General features: G+C 65.6%; 15 protein-coding genes. 7 read left to right on the plus strand and 8 right to left on the minus strand.

The window, feature by feature from the left end; genetic code table 11:
• Nucleotides 1-9: 9 nt before the first annotated feature.
• Together QCE69_RS31735 and QCE69_RS31740 are read right to left on the minus strand one after the other, a co-directional pair.
• The gene (locus tag QCE69_RS31735; protein ID WP_309934881.1) at nucleotides 10-1,422 is read right to left on the minus strand and encodes a cytochrome c; all 1,413 of its coding nucleotides are present in this window, start codon (nucleotides 1,420-1,422) and stop codon (nucleotides 10-12) included.
• Entirely contained in the window at nucleotides 1,419-1,763 is a 345-nt protein-coding gene (locus QCE69_RS31740) for a sugar dehydrogenase complex small subunit (RefSeq protein ID WP_309934882.1), read from the minus strand. Before QCE69_RS31740 ends, QCE69_RS31735 begins: the two co-directional genes overlap by 4 nt.
• A gap of 343 nt (nucleotides 1,764-2,106) precedes the next feature.
• On the opposite strand from QCE69_RS31740, the gene QCE69_RS31745 reads away from it, so the two are divergent.
• From QCE69_RS31745 to QCE69_RS31755, 3 genes are all read left to right on the plus strand, one after another.
• Nucleotides 2,107-2,868, plus strand: coding sequence for an SDR family oxidoreductase (locus QCE69_RS31745; RefSeq protein WP_309934883.1), 762 nt, complete (start codon nucleotides 2,107-2,109; stop codon nucleotides 2,866-2,868).
• Nucleotides 2,869-2,984: 116 nt separating this feature from the next.
• Nucleotides 2,985-4,691: a gamma-glutamyltransferase gene (ggt, locus tag QCE69_RS31750; RefSeq protein ID WP_409017959.1), complete on the plus strand. Its 1,707-nt coding sequence runs from the start codon at nucleotides 2,985-2,987 to the stop codon at nucleotides 4,689-4,691.
• A gap of 315 nt (nucleotides 4,692-5,006) precedes the next feature.
• Nucleotides 5,007-6,413, plus strand: coding sequence for an NCS2 family permease (locus QCE69_RS31755; RefSeq protein ID WP_409017945.1), 1,407 nt, complete (start codon nucleotides 5,007-5,009; stop codon nucleotides 6,411-6,413).
• A gap of 111 nt (nucleotides 6,414-6,524) precedes the next feature.
• Here the strand turns inward: QCE69_RS31755 and QCE69_RS31760 are convergent, their stop codons facing one another.
• The 5 genes from QCE69_RS31760 to QCE69_RS31780 form a co-directional block, all read right to left on the minus strand.
• Nucleotides 6,525-6,674 carry a hypothetical protein gene (locus QCE69_RS31760; RefSeq protein ID WP_181290817.1) on the minus strand — a complete coding sequence of 50 codons (150 nt, stop codon included), beginning with the start codon at nucleotides 6,672-6,674 and terminating at the stop codon, nucleotides 6,525-6,527.
• Nucleotides 6,675-6,782: 108 nt separating this feature from the next.
• The gene (locus tag QCE69_RS31765; protein ID WP_309934885.1) at nucleotides 6,783-7,250 is read right to left on the minus strand and encodes an RbsD/FucU family protein; all 468 of its coding nucleotides are present in this window, start codon (nucleotides 7,248-7,250) and stop codon (nucleotides 6,783-6,785) included.
• Between the two features lie 64 nt (nucleotides 7,251-7,314).
• On the minus strand, nucleotides 7,315-8,439 hold the full coding sequence (locus tag QCE69_RS31770) for a M14 family metallopeptidase (RefSeq protein ID WP_309934888.1): 1,125 nt from the start codon (nucleotides 8,437-8,439) through the stop codon (nucleotides 7,315-7,317).
• A gap of 79 nt (nucleotides 8,440-8,518) precedes the next feature.
• On the minus strand, nucleotides 8,519-9,325 hold the full coding sequence (locus QCE69_RS31775) for an ABC transporter substrate-binding protein (protein ID WP_309926461.1): 807 nt from the start codon (nucleotides 9,323-9,325) through the stop codon (nucleotides 8,519-8,521).
• 122 nt (nucleotides 9,326-9,447) lie between these two features.
• Nucleotides 9,448-10,554, minus strand: a complete 1,107-nt coding sequence (locus tag QCE69_RS31780) for an ionic transporter y4hA (RefSeq protein ID WP_309926463.1) — start codon at nucleotides 10,552-10,554, stop codon at nucleotides 9,448-9,450.
• Between the two features lie 258 nt (nucleotides 10,555-10,812).
• Here QCE69_RS31780 and QCE69_RS31785 point away from each other — a divergent pair, with 258 nt between their 5' ends.
• A complete protein-coding gene (locus tag QCE69_RS31785) occupies nucleotides 10,813-11,784 on the plus strand; it encodes a sensor domain-containing diguanylate cyclase (protein WP_309934889.1) in 972 nt (323 codons plus the stop codon).
• 209 nt (nucleotides 11,785-11,993) lie between these two features.
• Here QCE69_RS31785 and QCE69_RS31790 read toward each other — a convergent pair whose 3' ends face one another.
• Nucleotides 11,994-12,425 carry an OsmC family protein gene (locus tag QCE69_RS31790; protein ID WP_309838145.1) on the minus strand — a complete coding sequence of 144 codons (432 nt, stop codon included), beginning with the start codon at nucleotides 12,423-12,425 and terminating at the stop codon, nucleotides 11,994-11,996.
• A gap of 461 nt (nucleotides 12,426-12,886) precedes the next feature.
• Between QCE69_RS31790 and QCE69_RS31795 the strand changes: the two genes are divergently transcribed.
• From QCE69_RS31795 to QCE69_RS31805, 3 genes are read left to right on the plus strand one after another with little or no spacing between them, the layout of a single operon-like run.
• The gene (locus tag QCE69_RS31795; RefSeq protein ID WP_309934891.1) at nucleotides 12,887-13,654 is read left to right on the plus strand and encodes a hypothetical protein; all 768 of its coding nucleotides are present in this window, start codon (nucleotides 12,887-12,889) and stop codon (nucleotides 13,652-13,654) included.
• Entirely contained in the window at nucleotides 13,651-14,034 is a 384-nt protein-coding gene (locus QCE69_RS31800) for a hypothetical protein (RefSeq protein WP_309934893.1), read from the plus strand. Before QCE69_RS31795 ends, QCE69_RS31800 begins: the two co-directional genes overlap by 4 nt.
• A gap of 1 nt (nucleotide 14,035) precedes the next feature.
• On the plus strand, nucleotides 14,036-15,376 hold the full coding sequence (locus tag QCE69_RS31805; RefSeq protein WP_309934894.1) for an FAD-binding oxidoreductase: 1,341 nt from the start codon (nucleotides 14,036-14,038) through the stop codon (nucleotides 15,374-15,376).
• Nucleotides 15,377-15,494 lie beyond the last annotated feature (118 nt).

Consider the following 15,494-nt stretch of genomic DNA (forward strand, 5'->3'; position numbering starts at 1 on the left):
CGAAGTCACCTACTGCTTCGCGCCTCGATGCGTGCGCCGCACCGCCAGCAGCACGATCAGGCTCACGAGCAGCAACACCGCGATCGCGCCCGCCGCACGCGCGAGTCCCGCCAGCGGCGACGGCTGCGTGCCCGTCCGCAACCGCGCGACCTGCGCGACGCTCACCTTCGCCTCGACGTTCCCATACAGCCCCAGCAGATGATTGCCGAGCGTGGCGATCTGCTGATCGGTGAGCAAGGCCGCGAAGCCGGGCATCGAGGCGTCCGACGTGCGCTCGGGATGTCGCGTGCCGCCCAGCATCACGAGCACGAGATTGTCCGTGTTGCTGCGGCCGAGCGTGGTGCTGTGGAACAGCGAAGGCAGCCGCCCGCCGCTCGCGCCTTCGCCGCTCGCCTGATGACAGGACGCGCAATAGCCGTCGTAGAGCTGCGCGCCGCTCAGGCGGCCGCTGTCCACGGGCCACGCCACCCCGCGCAAATCGCCCAGCCCGTTCGCCGGTTTACCCCAGGTGCTGGCCGGCTGGGTGTCGGCTTCGGTCCGGACCGCTTCGACCGTCTTCAGATACACCGCGACCGCGCGCAGATCCTCGGCGGCGAGATGACGCAGGCTGTTGTCGACGGCTTCGGCCATCGGACCGGCCGCGTGCGCCTTGCCGCGCGCATAGCCGTCGCGCAGATAGCCGATCAGCTCCGCCTCGCTCCATGCGCCGATCCCGCTGTTGACGTCCGGCGTGATGTTCGGCGCATGCCAGGCCCCCGCCGATCCGCCCGCGAGCGCGCGCGAGCTCGATTCGGCCAGCCACGCGTTGCGCGGCGTGTGACAGGCGCCGCAATGCGCCAGGCCTCGCACCAGATACGCTCCGCGATTCCACGCCGCGCTGCGCGATGTATCGGCAACGTAAGGCTGTTCATCGAGGAACAACAGGTTCCAGACCGCCAGCGTCTGCCGCACGCTGAACGGAAATGGCAGCGACGTCCGGGGCGCCGCCTGATCCACCGCGCGCACGCGCTCCATGAAGTACGCGTACAGCGCCCGGGTATCTTCATCGGTCACGCGGGCGTACGAGGGGTAGGGCATCGCCGGGTACAGGTACACGCCGTCGGCGCGGATGCCGCGGCGCAGCGCCGCGGAGAACTGCTCGAACGTATAGCCGCCGATGCCGTGCGTGCGCGACGGCGTGATGTTCGTCGAGACGATCTCACCCAGCGGCGTGGCCAGCGCCAGGCCGCCCGCGAACGGCTGGCCATCGGGCGCGGTGTGGCAGGCCACGCAATCGCCGGCAATCGCCAGATAGGCGCCGCGTTCGAGCAAGGCGTCGTGCGCGCGTGTGTCCGCCTGCGCGGCCGCGCACAGCATCGCCCATGCGCATCCGGCCAGCACGCGCCAGCGCAGAGCCTCAAGCATGAAGAGCGCTTCGTTCACGTCGTGCTCGTCGCGTGGAGGTGCTCGGCCGTGCCCAACGCGAGCGCGACGGCGGTCAGCGTCGAGTTGACCGTCGCCGCCGTGGGCATGACGCCCGTGCCCGCGATGAAGAGGCGGTCGGCGAGCGCCAGATCGAGCGACGCCTGCCCGGTGAGAAATTTCGACAAGGCCACGAAACTCTCCGGCGCAGGCAACGCCGTGGCGAGTTCGGCCGGCATGGGCCGGCGCGTCGTGCCGGGCACCCAGGTCGTCACGCAGGACGCCACGATGCCGGCCAGAAGCGTGCGCCGGGTACGCGCCCGCACCGGCCCGCGCTGCATGGAAACACTTGGATGATTCATGTTGATTCGATGGTTCGTTCTGACTGACGGATGCGCCGCAACGCGCATGACGTGCGCGACTGCTTCCCCGACCCGTTGCTCGCTCGCGGTCGGTACAGTGCGGCATGCGGCGGCGCGGCGATAGAGCCCGCGCTCGAATTCAATGAAATTGACAATTGCGGGCGACGTCGCGGCATGACATCGGCTTGCTGGAGCGCTTCGTGCTGCCTCCCGACGACGCGTCCAACGCGTGCCGGCGCGACGGCTCATACTCTCGGTCACGGCACACTGCCGGCGCTTTTCCCAGCACCATCCGACGCATGTTCGGGCGAACCTGCGCGGACCTCATCGACACGGAGCATCCATGCACGACCTGAAAGGCAAGTCGATCCTCATCACGGGCGCGAGCACCGGCATCGGCGCGGCGGCGGCACGGGCGTTCGCGCAATACGGCGCGAATGTCGCGGTTCACTACAACAGCTCGAAGGAACAGGCCGAGGCGGTCGCGCAGGACGTGCGCGCGCTCGGCGTCAGCGCGATCACCGTCGGCGCCGACGTGCGCGACTCGAAAGCCATCGACGCGGCCGTCGCGCAAGTGGTGGACAGCTTCGGCAAGATCGACGTGCTCATCAACAACGCCGGCAGCCTCGTGAAGCGCGAGCCGATCGCCTCCGCCAGCGACGAACTCTTCGACGAGATCATGCACATCAACGCGCGTTCGGTCGTCGCGTTCACGCGCGCCGCGCTGCCTTCGCTGCGCTCGGGCGGCGGCGGCTCGATCATCAACGTGACCTCGGTGGCCGCGCGCAACGGCGGCGGTCCTGGCGCGCTGCTCTATGCGGCGTCGAAGGGCTTCGTCAGCACCATCACGAAAGGCATGGCGAAGGAACTCATGCCGGACCGCATCCGCGTGAACGCCGTCGCGCCCGGCGTGATCCAGACGCCGTTCCAGGAACGCTTCACGACGCCCGAGCAGCTCGAGTCCTTCCGCAAGTCCATCCCGATGGGCTTCATCGGCGAACCGGACGATTGCAGCGGCGCGTTCCTCTATCTCGCCTCCGAGACGATGTCGCGCTATGTCACCGGGCAGATCATCGACGTGAACGGCGGGCAGTTGATGCCCTGAGTCCGGCGGAGCCGCGTGATTTCGGCGGCCTCGCGCGCATGGTATATAACGGACTGATCTTTCGTCGCACGCAAAAAAGGAGAATGCAGGAGATGCTCTTGACACAAACACCGCGCATGCGGACCTTCGCACTGAGCGCTATCGTGGCGTCCGCGCTGCTGACGGCGGGTTTCGTCGACACGACACCCGCCCATGCGAAAACCGCGGATCAGCCGCAGGTCCTGACTTCGTCGGCTGTCGCGGTCGCCGACAAATACGCCGCCGACACCGCCGAGCAGATCTTAAAGCAAGGCGGCAATGCCGTGGATGCCGCGGTGGCCATCGCGTTTTCGCTCGCGGTCACGTATCCGGAAGCGGGCAACATCGGCGGCGGCGGCTTCATGACGCTGTACGTCGATCATCGTCCCTACTTCCTCGACTATCGCGAACGCGCGCCGCTCACCGCCACCCGCAACATGTATCTCGACGACAAGGGCGAGGTCATCAAGGGCATGAGCCTGTACGGGCATCGCGCGGTGGGCGTGCCGGGCACCGTCGAAGGCATGTGGGAAGCGCAGAAGCGCTTCGGCAAGCTCAAGTGGAAGCAGGTTCTGGCGCCGGCCATCCATTACGCGCAGGATGGCTTCGTCGTCGATGACCAGCTGGTGGCGCGCCGCGACGCCGCCGCGAAGGAGTTCGGCGGCAAGACCAACTTCGACCTCTATTTCGGCGGCATGAAGTCCGGCGAAGTGTTCAAGCAGCCGGACCTTGCCAAGACCCTGCAACGGATCTCCGACAAGGGCGCCAAGGGCTTCTATGAAGGCGAGACGGCACAGCTGATTGCGAAGTCGATGGAAGGCCACGGCCTCATCACCGCGCGCGACCTGAAGGACTACAAGGCCGTGTGGCGCCAGCCGATTACCGCAAGCTGGAACGGTTATCGCGTGATCACCGCGCCGCCGCCAAGTTCGGGCGGCGTCGGCCTGGTGCAGTTGCTCAAGATGAAGGCGGACCTCAAGGACAAGTTCAACGATGTCCCGCTCGACTCGGCGCAGTACATCCATCTGGTGGCCGAGATCGAAAAACGCGTGTTCGCCGACCGCGCGCAGTATCTCGGCGATCCGGACTTCTACAAGGTGCCGGTCGCGCAGCTCACCAACGACGACTACATCCTGAAGCGCGCGCAAGAGGTGAATCCGGACCAGCCTTCGGACACCAAGAGCGTGCAGCCGGGACTCGGCACGTCGATGCCGGAGAAGGCCGAGACCACGCATTTCTCGGTGGTCGACAAATGGGGCAACGCGGTATCGAACACGTACACCATCAACGGCTACTTCGGCTCGGGCGTGGTGGCGGAAGGCACGGGCATCGTGCTGAATGACGAGATGGACGACTTCGCTTCGAAGCCGGGCGTGCCGAACATGTTCGGCGTGGTCGGCAGCGATGCGAACTCCATCGCGCCGAAGAAGCGCCCGCTCTCGTCGATGACGCCGACCATCCTCACGAAGGACGACAAGGTCGCGATGGTGATCGGCACGCCGGGCGGCTCGCGCATCTTCACGTCGATCTTCCAGGTGCTCTCGAACGTGTACGACTTCAACATGCCGCTGCCCGAGGCCGTCGGCGCGACACGCTTCCATCATCAGCTGCTGCCGCCGAACACGATCTTCCAGGAGCCGTTCCATCAGCTCGATCCGGAAGTCATCAAGCAGCTCGAAGCCAAGGGCTACACGTTCCAGATGCAGGGCTTCAATGGCGACATCCAGGCGATCCGCGTCGATGGCGACACGCCCGAGGCCATGTCCGATCCGCGCGGGCGCGGCGTCTCGCGCGTGATCAAGTAACGCGGCAGTCACGCGCCGCTGCCGGTCTTGCCGGACTAGGCGTTTGCCCTAGTCCGGCGTTTTCGCGGTCCGGCCGGTGCCCCGTCGCGTGGGGCGTTGACGGCATATACGCCGCGTGGCATGACCGGCATGTTTTTCATGGGATTGGACCCTGCGTTCTGTTCCCCTAGGCTCTGTCCTGACCGAGTGCAGCCTCAGGTGCGAGACCTCGGCATCATTCAAGACACCCTACGAGACGACCCTGATGACGGCTCCGAAGTACGCCTCGTGCGTGCACGGCCCTGCCGTTTCAGCGTGCTGATAAAGGAGCAGCTCATGTTGGAATCCTCTGCCCAGCAGCTTGGCGACATTGACATTCCCCCTACGGAGCGACAGGAGAGCGGGCCATCCGGCAACGGCGGCTTTCTCGATCGCTATTTCGGTATCTCAACCACCGGCAGCACGGAGAAACGCGAAATCGTCGCCGGCGTGACGACCTTCCTCGCGATGGTCTACTCGGTGTTCGTCGTGCCGGGCATGCTCGGCAAAGCCGGCTTCGATACCAGCGCGGTATTCGTCGCCGTCTGTCTGACGACGGCGTTCGGCTCGCTGCTGATGGGCGTGTGGGCGCGCCTGCCGATCGCGATCGGCTGTGCAATTTCGCTCACCGCGTTCACGGCCTTCGGGCTCGTGCTCGGCAAAGGCCTGACGCCCGCCATCGCGCTCGGCGCCGTGTTCCTGATGGGCATCGTCTTCACGGCGATCTCGGTCACCGGCGTGCGTTCGTGGATCCTGCGCAACCTGCCGACGGGCGTCGCGCACGGCACGGGTATCGGCATCGGGCTGTTCCTGCTGCTGATTGCTTCCAATGACGTTGGTCTCATCATCAAGAATCCCGCGCCCGGCATGCCGGTCTCGCTCGGACACATCACGGCGTTTCCGGTGCTGATGTCGGTGGTGGGCCTCGCCGCGATCTTCGGGCTGGAACGCCGGCGCGTGCCGGGCGGCATCCTGCTCGTGGTGATCGGCCTTTCGGCGATCGGCCTGATCTTCGATCCCTCTGTGCGCTTCCATGGCGTGTTCGCGTTGCCGGCCTTGTCCGCGCCTGGGCATGCCTCGCTGATCGGCGCGATGGACATCAAGGGCGCCCTCTCGATGGCCGTCCTGCCGAGCGTGCTGGCCCTCGTGATGACCGCCGTCTTCGATGCCACCGGCACGATTCGCGCGGTGGCCGGCCAGGCGGGACAGATCGACCAGAACGGACGGATCGTCAACGGCGGCCGGGCCCTGACGGCGGACTCGCTCAGCTCGATCTTCTCGGCCTGCTTCGGCGGCGCGCCGGCGGCGGCGTACATCGAATCGTCCGTGGGTGTGGCGGCCGGCGCGAAGACCGGTCTTGCGGCCAGCGTGGTGGGCGTGCTGTTCCTGGTGGTGATGTTCCTCTCGCCGCTCGCCGCGCTCGTGCCCTCCTATGCGACGGCGCCCGCGCTCATGTACGTCGGCCTCCTGATGCTCGGCAACGTCAGCAAGCTGCATTTCGAGGATACCGTCGACACCATGTCCGGCCTCGTCTGCGCGGTGTATATCGTGCTGTCGGCGAACATCGTGACGGGCATCATGCTCGGCTTCTCGACGCTCGTGATCGGCCGGCTGGTGGCAGGCGAATGGCGCAAGCTGAATGTCGGCACGGTGGCGATTGCGGTGGTGCTCGCCGTGTTCTATCTCGGCGGCTGGGCCATCTGACCGCTCGTCTGGCTGATCGTCGACGATAGCCACATACGACAACGCCCCGCAGGCTTTCGCCTGCGGGGCGTCTCTACTTTTACGACCTGACCGGGGTGCTACGACTGATGCTTACTTCCGGCGGTACGATTCCACGAGGATTTCGCAGTTCTGCAGATGCAGTTGCAGCGCCCGGTTCCACTCACGACGCACCGCAGCCTTTGCCGCGCGCAGCCAGGAACCGAACGAAACGAGCAAGGATTGTTGTGCAGTGGTCTTCATGAGCGTCTCTCAGGGTAAGTAGCTAGGGGATAACCCTGAATATACGCCTTTTACGCTGCATTGCAACAAGTTCTTAAAAAAGAATCAGGGTAATCCCTAGATCATCGGTCAATCCTTCCGGGGCGCGTCCGGCGCGAGTTGCACGCCCTTCTTGAAAATGAAGCAGCCGTAGCCGCGCGCCTCGCCCGTCGCAATCACGCAGTACGCCTTCCGGGCGCGCTCATAAAAGGCAAAGCGCTCGACCGGCGCCAGCGGCACCGGCCGTCCCTCGGCGGCGTCGATTTCCTTCTGCACTTCGCGTTGCACGGCAGGCAGCGCGCTCGCGTCGCCCACGACTTCCATGCGCTCGGCGGGATGATCGACGAAAGTATCGAGCGGCAACACCGACAGCACGGCCCGCGCGGCACGCGGCGCATCGACGCCGTCCAGCCGCAGCAGACGGCCGAGTACCGTCTGACGCGCGACGGAATCGGCGGGGAAATTGGCGTCGCAGATCACGACTTCGTCGCCGTGACCCATCGCGCAGAGCGCATGCAGGATGTCGGCATTGAGCAGCGGATCGAGATTTTTCAGCATGTCGCGGGATTCTCCATGACGGTTTGAGCAGACGGATCCATGGTAACCGGCACCGGCGCCGCGTTCAGGGCACCAGCAGGTCGCCGGTGCGCGCCGCGTGCGCGCCCGCGATGCGCGCCACCAGCATTCCGGCCGTCGCGAAGCGCGTCCAGTGGCGCGCGTACAGCACGCCATCCGTCCCGGCGACGAGCGGCACGAGCCGGTCTTCGAGCGGATCCAGCACCTCCGCGATGGTCTCGCCCGCACGCACCGTCTCGCCGATCTCCCGCCGATGCAGGATCACCCCCGCCAGCGGCGCGCGCAGATGCTCGCAGCCGGCAAGCGGCGTCGCGGGATGGCGCAGCGGCGGCGGCTCCGGCGCGTCGCCTTCGATCATGCCGAGGTGCGTCAGCGTATCGACGATCGCCTGCGCGTCGCGCGCCGCCAGTTCGTGCGACACGTCGCGGACGCCGCGTAACTCGAGCGTGACCGTCAGCACGTCCGGCGGCAGCGGATAGCGCTCGCCGAACGCGCCGCGCAAATAGCGCCACGCCGACGCGCAGGCTTCGTCGAACGGCTCGCCTCCCGACACGTCCGCCAGCAGTTGCGCCTCGCTGCCGAGATAGCGCGCCAGCGGCTCGATCGCGGGCCACGCTTCGGGCGTCGTGTAGAGATGCGGAGCGGCTTCCCAGTCGCAATGAAGGTCGATGACCAGCTCGGCGTCGCAGGCGAGGCGCATCAGTTCGAGCCGCTGCGCATCCAGTTCGGTCACCGGCTGGCGAGCGGCCAGCGCGTCGCGCAGCGCCGTGCGGATCAGCCGCCCGTTATGGTGTTCGTCACCGTTCAGGCGTAATTTCAGGTGCAACGCCAGCTCCGGACCGAGCTCCGGAAAGCGCCGGTTGAAATCCTGCCCGGAGCGCAGGTCGAAACGCCCCATTTGCGCGCCGAACCAGTGCTGGTTCAGGCCGGCCGGATTGGCGACCGGAACCAGAACGATCCGCGCCATCAGCCGTCCGGCGGCTTCCAGCGCGGCGAAGCGCTGCTTCAGATACCACGCGACGACCATGCCCGGCAGTTCATCCGCGTGCAGCGACGCCTGGATATAGACCTTGCGGGGCGCGTCGCCGTCTTGCGGGCCGAAACCGTAGCTCGTGAGCACACGCCCGGTGCCGAGCGGCGCGCCCGCGAGCGGATGATGATGAACCTGCATGTGCGCAGACCTCGTGTCGAAAAGAAAAGGCACCGCAAGCGATGCCTTTCCAAAACCCTGCAAACCCGCGGCGAGGCGCTTACTGGATCGAGATATCGGTCTCGAAGTACTTGGCCATGATGCGCTTGAACGTGCCGTTCTTCTTGAGCTCCGCGAATGCGTTGTCGAGGCCGTTCTTCAAGTCGGTGTCGCCCTTGCGCAGCCCGATGGCCGTTCCCGGACCGATGATCGCGCGGTCCTCGACGATCGGGCCGACCAGCGCGAACGGCTTGCCCTGCGGCTTCTTCAGGAAGCCGATGGCGGCTTGCGCGGCGTCGGTGAACATTGCGTCGATGCGGCCCGCGACCAGATCCGCTTCGACCTGTTCCTCGTCGGCGTAAGGCACGACGGTCACGCCCTGCGGCTCCCACTTCGCCTTCGCGTAGCGTTCCTGCACGGTGCCCTGCTCCACGCCGACGCGCTTGCCCTTCAGCGATTGCGGCGTCGGCAGGATGCCCGAGCCGGCGCGCGCGACGAGTTGCGCATGCGTGTCGTACAGCGGCACGGTGAAGTCGATCTGCTTCAGGCGTTCGTCGGTGATGCCCATGTCGGAGAGGACGGCGTCGAACTTGCGGGCCTTCAGGCCGGGAATCATGCCGTCGAAATTGTTCTCGACCCACACGCACTTGACCTTCATCTGCGCGCACAGCGCATTGCCGAGGTCGATATCGAAGCCGGCGAGCTTGCCGTCGGCCTGCTTGGATTCAAACGGCGGATAGGACGGGTCGACGGCAAAGCGGATCTGCGTGATTTCCTTGGCTTGCACGGCGGACGACACTGCGCCGAAAGCGGCGGTTACAGCAAGGACGGTACAAACGGCGAGCGAGGCGGACTTCTTCGATGACATGCGTTTCCTTCGGGACTTTCGGTGTAACCAGACGGTGAAACCAGAGCGGCTGGAGCGGGCTTGCGCCCGCGAAAAACCGAGCATGGTAACAAATTGGCACGATCGTCCCGGATTCCCCTCGCTCAAGGCACCACGGAAAGGAACAGGAAAGCCGCGAAGATCACGAGGTGCACGACGCCCTGGAGAACCGTCGAGCGGCCGGTGCCGAGCGTGATGACCGAGACGATCAGCGTGAGCGCCAGCATGACGATTTCCTTCGAGGCGAGCCCGAGCGAAATGGGCTGGCCGATGACGATCGACACGACCGCCACCGTCGGAATGGTCAGGCCGATGCTCGCGAGCGCCGAGCCGAGCGCGAGATTCAGACTCGTCTGCAGGCGGTTGAGCCGCGCCGCGCGCAGGGCTGCGAGCCCTTCCGGCAACAGCACGAGCGCCGCGATGACGATGCCGACCACCGCTTCGGGCGCGCCCGCGGCCGCGACGCCCGCCTCGACCGCCGGCGACAGCAGCTTCGCGAGCCCGACCACCGAAACCAGCGACAGCAGCAGGAACGCCAGCGCGATCCACGCCTCGCGGTTGCTGGGCGGCGGCGCATGGGGCGCGCTTTCATCGTCGGGGGCCGCGACAGGGACGGACGTGGCGGCTTCGGGCGTGGGCAGCAGGAAGTAGTCGCGATGCCGGATGGTCTGCACGAACACGAAGGTCACATACAGCACGAGCGAGATCACGCCGACGAACACCAGTTGCGAAGTGGACAGCGCCGGACCTTGCACCGTGCTCGTGAAGTTGGGCAGCACGAGCGTGAGCACCGAGAGCGCGCACAGGATGGCGAGCGCCGCGCTGGCGCCCTGCAGCTGGAAGTTCTGCACGTGATGCCGCAGGCCGCCCACCAGCAGACACAGCCCGACGATCGCGCCGCTGCAGATCATGATCGCGGCAAAGACCGTGTCGCGCGGCAAGCCGGCCTTGTCGGGACCGCCGGAAAGCATCACGGAGACGATCAGTGCGACCTCGATCACTGTGACGGCGATGGCCAGCACCAGCGTGCCGAACGGCTCGCCGACCCGATGCGCGACCACTTCCGCATGATGCACCGCTGCGAACACCGCGAAGGCGAGCGCGATGGCGGCAAGCACCATCAGGACGCCGCTCGGTATCAGCGCGGTCGCGGCGAGCACGACGAGCGCAAGGATCGGGGTAATGACGGTCCAGTCCAGCTTGAGTTTCATCGGCGCTCCGGGCGGATCGGTTGAGGGGACGTCGAGGTTCGGTCTCGAGCTGAACGGGTTGCATGCATGGGTCCGACCCACGGGCGCGACCGGCGTGCCGTAGCGCGCCGTGACATGCAGCCGCAGCCCCTCGGCATGATAGCGAATGTGCCGGCTGAAGCGCGGATAACCGAGCCAGGTGGTCGAAGGAATGAATTTGTCGCGTGTTTGTCGGAGAATAAGGGTGGTCAATGGCCACGTCCAGGAACCCGGAGAACCATGCTAGTCGCCCCGATACCCGAGAACGAACCCATTCGCCTGTCCACGCTGCGCACGCTCAGATTGCTCGATACCCCGGCGGAAGAACGCTTCGACCGCCTCACGCGGCTGGCGCGGCGTCTGTTCGACGTGCCCATCGCGCTGGTCAGCCTGATCGACGAAAACCGGCAGTGGTTCAAGTCCTGCGCCGGTCTGGGCGTGCGGGAAACCGGCCGTGACATCTCCTTCTGCGGGCACGCGATCATGCACGACGACGTGTTCATGATCCCCGACGCCCGTACCGACGCACGCTTTCATGACAATCCGCTCGTCACTGGCGATCCGGGTATCCGTTTCTATGCGGGACAGCCGCTGACCGTGCCGAACGGCAGCAAGCTTGGCACGCTGTGTCTGATCGACACGCGTCCGCGCGAACTCGACGGCGAGGCGGTCGGACTGTTGCGCGACCTGGCGCATATCGCGGAGCAGGAGATTGCGGCGATCGAACTCGCGACCGTCGATGAACTGACGCTGATCGCCAACCGGCGCGGCTTCGAGGCGCTGGCGCAGCATGCGCTGAATGTCTGCCGGCGCATGGGCCGGGACGCTTCGCTGCTGTTCTTCGATCTCGATGATTTCAAGCGCATCAACGACAGCTTCGGCCATGCCGAGGGGGATCGCGCGTTGACGACCTTTGCGGCGGCCTTGCGCGCGGCGCTGCGGGAAAGCGATGTGATCGGCCGGCTGGGCGGCGATGAGTTCGTCGCGCTGCTCACCGACGCCGGCGATGAAGAAACCGATCGCGCGCTCGAGCGGCTGCGGGATGCGCTGGCGGCCAGCAACGCGGCGGCGGAGCGCGGGTATCAGATCCGCTTCAGCGTCGGGCAGACGCTGTTCGAAGCGGGGCAGCATGGGTCGATCATCGACTTGCTTGCTTTGAGCGATAGCCGGATGTATGCCGACAAGGTTGCGAGGAGAGGCGGAAGGGGATGATAAAGACGCGTTCATGCCGGGCACTTTGGCGACGGTGAACAGGCCCGTCTGGAATACGTGTCGAGTTTCGCTATCGCCGGAAAGCGGAACGATTGAAGCTGACGGAACGCCTTGAGTCGATCCTGCTGATTGAAAAAAGGCAGCCAAAAAAACGCGCGGGAAGCATCGACTACCGATGCTTCCCGCGCGCCATCAACCAGCCAATACGCTTACGACACGAGTTCCGCGTTCAACGTGATCTTCGCGTTGCCCGCGAAGAGCTTCGACACCGGACAGCCCTCCTTCGCGGCTTGCGTGGCCTTGTCGAAGGCGGCCTTGTCGGCGCCCGGAATCTTGGCCTTGAGGTCGAGCTGGCAGGCGGTGATAGTGAAACCTTCGCCATCCTTGTCGAGGGTGACGGTGGACTTGGTCTCGAGACTCTCGGCCTTCAGGCCCGCCATTTCCAGTTGCAGCGAGAGCGCCATCGTGAAGCAGCCTGCGTGCGCCGCGCCGATCAGCTCTTCCGGATTCGTGCCCGGACCTTCCTCGAAACGCGACTTGAAGCCGTACGGTGCCTCATTGAGCACGCCGGTCTGCGTCGAGATGAAGCCCTTGCCGTCCTTGATGCCGCCGCTCCATTTTGCCGATGCTGTCTTTTGCACGTGAGTTCTCCAGAGGATGAAGGTGAAGGGAAATGATCGAACGGCGGCGTGACCCTCGGTCGCGCGCCGCATGCGCGTTGTCGGTCCGCACGCGTCGTGCCCGCTCGGACTTGCATGCATCCGCCGGATGACCTTGATTCGTCATCACGGCACGGCCGGACCGGCACGTCGTCATGCATCGTAACGGATCGCTCCGAGGCGCGCAGCGGAGGCAGGAAGCAAGCGATGAAGCGGCCTATGCCAGTCGGACGATGATGCCCGCAAAGCCTTTCCCGGCAAGGCTTTGCGCGGTGCCGCCCGGCGCCTGAGGGGTCGGGCCGATAACTCGGAAGTATTCATATGGTCAAAGACCATCGATTCACTTAGCATGCGTTCACCCTTCGACCCGAAGCACTTCGACACCGTGCAAGCCGCCCGCGCACGGTCCGGCCTCGCGTGTCGATCATGACCGGCAGAAAGACATGAACGCATTACCGCAACCGAAAACCCATCAGCTCGTCGACCGTATCAACGCACTGCGCGCGGCTTCGCCCCGCTTCATCGACCCCGCCGAAATCACGCCGCTTTCGCGTGAGTGGCGCGCGATCGGACATGACATCCGCCAGCTGTTGCAAGCCGATGCTCGCGCCGCGTGGGAACTGACCGGCTCGTGGCGCGCGCTCGCCGGCGATGTCGAAGGCGCTGAAGGCGCGTTCAGGAACGCGGTGGCGCTCGGACTGTCGGACGTCGGCCGTGAGAATTGGATGATCACGCGGCTCGGACTCGGCATGTTCTCCGAGGCGCAAGCGCTGTATCGCGAACTGTGCGGCGCGCGGACGCGCAACCTCGCGGTCATTGCGCCGTATGGGTTTCTCGCGGGAGCGGTCGGATGTACGGCGGAGTTGATCCGGGAAGCGAGGATGCGGGGGGTTGAGTGGGATGAGGAGTGGGCGGAACAAGTGTCGGCCGCGGCTTCCATATTGACGGACGCAGGCGTGACAGACGACGAAATCGCACAACGTCTCGATTGCACGGGCATCGTGTTGAGACAGCATCGGCTTTGCCCGGACGTCAATCCCCTCGTACTCGACGTGGAAGGAGTCTGCCGCTGCGTCAGCTTCAGACTCAGCGTGCCTACCTCGTGGGATCTTACGAAGAAGATGAATGAGGCGTTGCTACGTGAAGAGGAACGGCTGATGTTCTTCAACACCGCTGCACTGGGCGTGTATTTCGACGGAGCGTGCAAATGAGCAGCACAGCGCAGGAATGGGTCGAGTGCGCAGCGGCACTCATGCGCCACGCCACCACCGAGCCTCAATATCGTACCGTCTGCAGCCGCGCCTATTATGGAGCGTTTCATGCGGCAAACGAATTTCATCGGAGGTTGCCCGCGCCCGGTACCGTCGGTCGGGCAAGCGGCCGCCATGACCAGTTGATCCAGCAGTTGTGCAATCCAATGATCCGCCCGAATGACGCGAAACACGCTTTATCGAAAGCAATTGGACTGGACCTGATCACGCTTCGCAATGCACGAGTCAGAGCCGACTATCACCCTGGCGAGAACGTCAATCACGACGTGGCTGAACAATCCACCCAACTTGCCGCCAAAGTCATAAGGAAAACCACCTGACATGGGCCCACCCACCGACACCATCCCCGAAGACCGCACCCTGCCCGACCGCGTCGACGTCGTCGTCATCGGCGGCGGCATCGTCGGCGTCAGCACGGCGCGGGCGCTCGCCGACAAAGGCCTCTCCGTCGCGGTCTGCGAAAAGGGCGTAGTCGCCGGCGAGCAGTCGAGCCGCAACTGGGGCTGGTGCCGCGCCACGCACCGCGACTTGCGCGAGCTCGAACTGAGCCTCGAAAGCCTGAAGCTGTGGCGGCGCATCGATGCGGAACTCGGCATCGACACCGGCTTTCGCACGAGCGGCATCCTCTACGCCGCCGACGACCCACAAGCCCTCGCCGATCACGAAGCCTGGCTCGAACGCGCGCGGGCACTCGTCGGGCGCGACGCGCTCGACTCGCGCATGGTCTCGGCGGACGAAACCGCTGCGCTGATGCCAGGCACCGCGCGCCGCTTCGCGGGCGGCATCTACACGCTCTCGGACGGCCGCGCCGAGCCGCAACGCGCAGTACCCGCCATGGCCGCCGCACTGCGCCAGAGCGGCGTGAAAGTGCTCATGCCATGCGCTGTGCGCGGCGTCGAAACCAGCGGCGGCGCCGTCAGCGCCGTGGTGACGGAACTCGGCCGCATCGCGTGCTCAAGCGTGGTGGTAGCCGGCGGCGCGTGGACGCGCTATTTCACCGGCAGTCTCGCCGTCGACGTTCCGCAGTTGCTGGTCCGCTCCTCGGTCCTGCGCACGGCGCCCATCGAAGGCGGGCCGGAGGTGAGCGCCTGTAACCGGGACGTGGGTTATCGCAAGCGGCTCGATGGCGGCTACACCATCGCCAATGCATTCCACAGCGATCACGACATCACGCCGGACAGCTTCCGGCTGTTCTTCAAGTTCCTCCCCGCCCTGAAAAGCCAGTTCGGTTCGATCAAGCTCGGCCTGAACGCCCGCTTCCTCGACGGGCTGCGCATGCCGCGCCGCTGGCCGCTCGACCAGCCCACGATCTTCGAACTCGTGCGCACGCTCGACCCCGTGCCGAATCCGTCCTTCAACGCGAAGGCCCTCGCGGAGTTTCGCGCGATCTACCCTGCGCTATCGCAGATCCGGGAAGCGCAGGCATGGGCCGGCTATATCGACGTGACGCCTGACGCCGTGCCGGTCATCTCGGGCGTGGACGGCAAGCCAGGACTCTTCATCGCGACCGGCTTCTCCGGACACGGATTCGGCATCGGGCCGGGCGCGGGGAGACTGATGGCGGATCTCGTCGCGCGCGACCGGCCGATCGTCAATCCGCACGCCTTCCGGCTGTCACGTTTTTTCGATGGCAGCAGGATAGAAATCGACGGCGGATTCTGATGCCACGCTTGCCATGCGTGTCGCACGTCCGCAATCGTCCCGCGCTACCATATCGGTTCAACGCCCGTCGCACATGACGCCGGCCCAGGTTCACAAGACGGCGCATCCCGCGCCGTTC

The organism is Caballeronia sp. LZ032, assembly GCF_031451315.1.
Lineage (GTDB): Bacteria > Pseudomonadota > Gammaproteobacteria > Burkholderiales > Burkholderiaceae > Caballeronia.